Below are 264 nucleotides of genomic sequence, written 5' to 3' on the forward strand. Positions count from 1 at the left end.
CATTACCTCGTGTTATTCGCTTGCCTGATGAGATTACTGACGGCAAGGAGCATCATGTGATGCTCTCAGCGGTCATTCATGAGCATGTCAATGAGTTATTTTTGGGCATGAAAGTAACGGGTTGCTATCAGTTTCGCCTGACACGCAACGCAGATTTGGCACTGGCTGACGATGTTGATGATATCGCCAAAGCGTTAGAAGGTGAGCTTGATAATCGCCGCTTTGGTCATGAAGTGCGATTAGAGGTTACCACAAATTGCCCTC

General features: G+C 47.0%; 1 pseudogene. It reads left to right on the forward strand.

Annotated features, from left to right (window positions below):
* Nucleotides 1-264 (forward strand): annotated as a pseudogene (locus A4U55_RS01390) (polyphosphate kinase 1); the annotation flags it as partial.

Origin of the sequence: Moraxella catarrhalis, from assembly GCF_001632285.1 — a bacterium.
Taxonomy (GTDB): domain Bacteria; phylum Pseudomonadota; class Gammaproteobacteria; order Pseudomonadales; family Moraxellaceae; genus Moraxella; species Moraxella catarrhalis.